Raw genomic sequence first — 2,709 nt, forward strand, 5'->3', positions numbered from 1 at the left:
GACCACGGCAAAGCCCTTGCCGGCATCGCCGGCGCGCGCCGCCTCGATCGTGGCGTTCAGCGCCAGCAGGTTGGTTTGGCTGGCGATGTCGCTGATCAGCCGCACCACCTCGCCGATCCGCTGGGCGCCGTCGGCGAGCTCGCGCACGGTGGCGTCCGTCCGCCGGGCGTCGTCCGCCGCACGGCCGGCCACCTTGGCCGACTGCGCCACCTGGCGGGAGATCTCGGAGACCGAGGCCGAGAGCTCCTCGGCGGCGGCTGCCACGGTCTGCACGTTGCCGCTGGCCTGCTCGGCGGCCACCGCCACCGCCCCCGCCTGGGCGCTGGCCTGGCCGGCACTGCCCGACATCACCGCCGAGGTCGCCTGCAGCTCCGTCGCCGCCGAGGCCAGCGTGCCGGACAGCTGCCCCACCGCTCCCTCAAACCCGCGCGTCAGGTCCGCCAGATGGGCCGCACGCTGTACCTGCACCTCCTGCAGCCGCGCCTGCTCCGTCGCCAGCCGGTCGGCCTCCTGCAGCCCTGCGCGGCACTCCTCCACCGCCCGGGTCATGTCGCCAATCTCGTCCGCGCCCCTCGCCGGCAGCGCAAAGGCGTAGTCGCGCCGCGCCAACTGGCGCATGGCGCCGGCCACCTGCACCACCCGCTTGACGATGCCCGCGTTCAACCACAACACCGCGGCCACGGACATGGCGGCCGAAAACAAGGTGACGAGGCCGATCATCCAAAGCGCGGTTTTATAGGTGTCTCGAACAGCTTGGGTTGCCTCAGCGCTCATGCGCACGTTGTAAGCCGAGGTGGCCTTCAGCGCTTCTCTGAACGCGGCGCTGAGCCTCGCAAGCTCACCGTCATAAAGCTGCGTAGCCTTCTCTTTGTCGCCGGAACTGATCAGAGCAGAGAACTGCTGATCCATGTTGATGTAGCTACGCCACGCATTTTGTAAGGCCGAGGCAAGTCGCTTCTCCTCATCGAATGAGGTTGTGACTTCGTATGCGCGCCAATTTTCCTGAAGCGATCTCGCCGTGTCAGCCTTTCGCCGCACCAGGCTCATCTTTCGGGTCTCGGTGGTCGCAAGGATCTCAGCAGCTTGGATCTGACGGAACTGAACCACATCCTGAGCGGCATCGCCCAAAGCTATCGATCCCGGTAACCAGTTCCCGCCCAGATCGCTGGCGGCAGCGTCCAGGTGCGAAAGCTGTTGGATGGCGACGCCTGCCATGCCCGCGGTAACGATCAGCAGACAGCCGAAGGCGCTGATGAGCTTGGTGCGAACACTCATGTTGCTGAGGAAGGTCATTGTTATCTCGTCTGGCGTTGCAGAGATGAGCCCGCAGTTTGATCAGACTAGTGATAACGAGACCGCATTAACGAGGCGCTAATCGCCTGAAAATTGTTATATAAATTGTGTCTCAATCGCGTCTTAGGATAGGCAAAGCCCCTTCTCAACATTGGCACACAACAGATGTATCAAGCATTGTTCTGTATCTCTCTGAGAAAGGACGGGTGGGCCCGCAGACCGATTTAGGCACAGGATGGTGTGCTAGGTATTTTCAGCCGATCTAGACATGGATTAATTCGCCGCACTGAGAGCCGGAAGGGGCTCGCGCTGCCGTCGTCTCACAAGTTTGCAGCGAGCGGGTTGGGGCCGGACGGCCTCCTCTCAGACGAATTTTCGTTCAGGGCTGTTAAGCTGGGCCGCCCTGAATGATCGAGGATGAGCCCGAGCCCGTCTGCCGAGGCCGCGTCGCGATGCGCCAGGCCGTCGCCGATTTTGCCGCTCCAGCTGCTGAATGGCATCTCATTGTGCAATGCGCCGGACACTGCCGCCGGCAACGCCGGCTGGTGGCGGATCTGGTGCCGCAGCTTCCGCCCGGCCTGACATGGGCCGAGGTGCTGCCGAAGCTGCGCTGCAACCAGTGCGGCGAGCCGGCCGACATCGTGGGCTTGAGCGGCCTGCCGGAAACGCCAGGCGTCGGAGGCACGTGGCTGCTGCTTCAGCGCGGCGCGGGGCAGTGGCGGATTTGAAGCGGCATTCCTCGCCACCACTTCGACGGGGCTCAGCGCCGCGACACCTCATCGTTCCCGCCTAACGCCAGCCGAACCATCTCGTAATCCTCGGCGGTAAGCTGGCCGACTTGGAAGGCATGCAGGGCGGCAGTCTCGACCTCGATGCCCTGCTTCTGCGCTGCCACCTTAATTTTAAGGCAGAGCCCTGTAAGCCGATCGAGTCAGCTTCAAAGGTTGCTTTGTCGGGATAGGTTCGGTTCATCGCTCCTGCCCCGCCACCAGCGCGACGCACATGTAATTCGGCAACAAGCCCGATGCTGTAACCGCCACCGTCAACGAGCGCGAAATCTAACTGTCCTTCACTCACTAGATCGATGCCCGGTCGTCTAACTGGTAGGACAGCCGCCTTTGAAGCGGTCAATCTAGGTTCGAACCCTAGCGGGGCAGCCATTGGCATGCCGGCGGCCGAAGCGATCCAGTTGCTGAATGGAAACAGTGGCAGGCTGGCGACGTGGCGTTGCTTGAGGCAGTAGCGACCCGGCTGGGAGTGCAGATGCCGAAGCCAGCACGCACCTAGAGCTTGTTAGGTACCTGCTGCCAGTAGAGCGACTTGCTTGAGCATGAGGCAGACGAAGGGGACGAGGTGGAAATCGGCGAGCGTGCTGGCGTAGCGCTCGTAGTCTTTGACGAGGCGGCGGAAGCGCGT

The 2,709-nt window shown here is 63.2% G+C and carries 3 protein-coding genes, 1 tRNA gene and 1 pseudogene; 2 read left to right on the plus strand and 3 right to left on the minus strand.

The window, feature by feature from the left end; translation table 11 throughout:
- On the minus strand, positions 1-1,293 hold a 1,293-nt coding region (locus LH62_RS27685), incomplete at its 3' end, for a methyl-accepting chemotaxis protein (protein WP_201445686.1).
- 407 nt (positions 1,294-1,700) lie between these two features.
- Here LH62_RS27685 and LH62_RS27690 point away from each other — a divergent pair.
- On the plus strand, positions 1,701-2,021 hold the full coding sequence (locus LH62_RS27690) for a hypothetical protein (RefSeq protein ID WP_043367460.1): 321 nt from the start codon (positions 1,701-1,703) through the stop codon (positions 2,019-2,021).
- A 32-nt stretch (positions 2,022-2,053) separates the two neighbouring features.
- On the opposite strand, the gene LH62_RS32485 is transcribed toward LH62_RS27690, so the two are convergent.
- Positions 2,054-2,188, minus strand: a complete 135-nt coding sequence (locus LH62_RS32485; protein WP_255360041.1) for a hypothetical protein — start codon at positions 2,186-2,188, stop codon at positions 2,054-2,056.
- Between the two features lie 190 nt (positions 2,189-2,378).
- On the opposite strand from LH62_RS32485, the gene LH62_RS27695 reads away from it, so the two are divergent.
- Positions 2,379-2,453 (plus strand) — tRNA-Gln (locus LH62_RS27695).
- Between the two features lie 133 nt (positions 2,454-2,586).
- Here LH62_RS27695 and LH62_RS30890 read toward each other — a convergent pair.
- Positions 2,587-2,709 (minus strand): annotated as a pseudogene (locus tag LH62_RS30890) (IS5/IS1182 family transposase); the annotation flags it as partial.

Source organism: Belnapia sp. F-4-1 (assembly GCF_000802185.1).
In the GTDB taxonomy this organism is placed as follows: Bacteria; Pseudomonadota; Alphaproteobacteria; order Acetobacterales; family Acetobacteraceae; genus Belnapia.

What these genes read in the sequence shown, in the direction of transcription:
- LH62_RS27690 (WP_043367460.1), top strand. Translation starts at nt 1,701, where the DNA reads ATGATCGAGGATGAGCCCGAGCCCGTCTGCCGAGGCCGCGTCGCGATG.